The organism is Staphylococcus sp. HMSC070D05, assembly GCF_001815595.1.
In the GTDB taxonomy this organism is placed as follows: Bacteria; Bacillota; Bacilli; order Staphylococcales; family Staphylococcaceae; genus Staphylococcus; species Staphylococcus hominis.
On record NZ_KV821143.1, the window covers coordinates 1 to 540 of the forward strand.

The window sequence follows — 540 nt, forward strand, 5'->3', positions numbered from 1 at the left end:
ATGCGGAAGATTATATAATCTTCCGCATTAACAATGTAAATTCTAATATATAGAAGAAAGAAGGATGAAAATTGTATTATAAAGGAAAAGAATTTTTCACTTCTAAAGATTTAGCTTTATGTGTTATCGGAGGAAAGTGGAAGATCCCTATAATTTTTCATTTACTTCAAGACAAAGTATTGAGATTAAGTGAGCTACAAAAAAAGTTGCCGCATGTCAATCAAAGGATGCTAATAAGACAACTTAGAGAATTAGAAGAGGACCAAATTATTGAAAGACATATTTATTCTGTAGTTCCCCCAAAAGTGGAGTATAAGCTGACATCTATAGGCTACAAGCTAGATAAGGTGGTTTATGCAATATGCGAATGGGGTGATTTATTCAAGGATGAAATAATACATTAAAAAGTTCTGGTGCAAATTAAAAATAAAGTTAACTACTCTCTTATAATGTAAGTATTCAATTAGCTGACTAACATGTATTAATTTCGCCGTTCTATGAAATTAAGGGTTCTGTTGCAAAGTTAGAAAAATATAGCTA

The 540-nt window shown here is 30.4% G+C and carries 1 protein-coding gene; it reads left to right on the forward strand.

Going from position 1 to position 540, the window contains the following annotated elements; translation table 11 throughout:
• The first annotated feature begins 71 nt into the window (after positions 1-71).
• Positions 72-404, forward strand: a complete 333-nt coding sequence (locus HMPREF3046_RS07220; protein WP_002505086.1) for a winged helix-turn-helix transcriptional regulator — start codon at positions 72-74, stop codon at positions 402-404.
• Positions 405-540 lie beyond the last annotated feature (136 nt).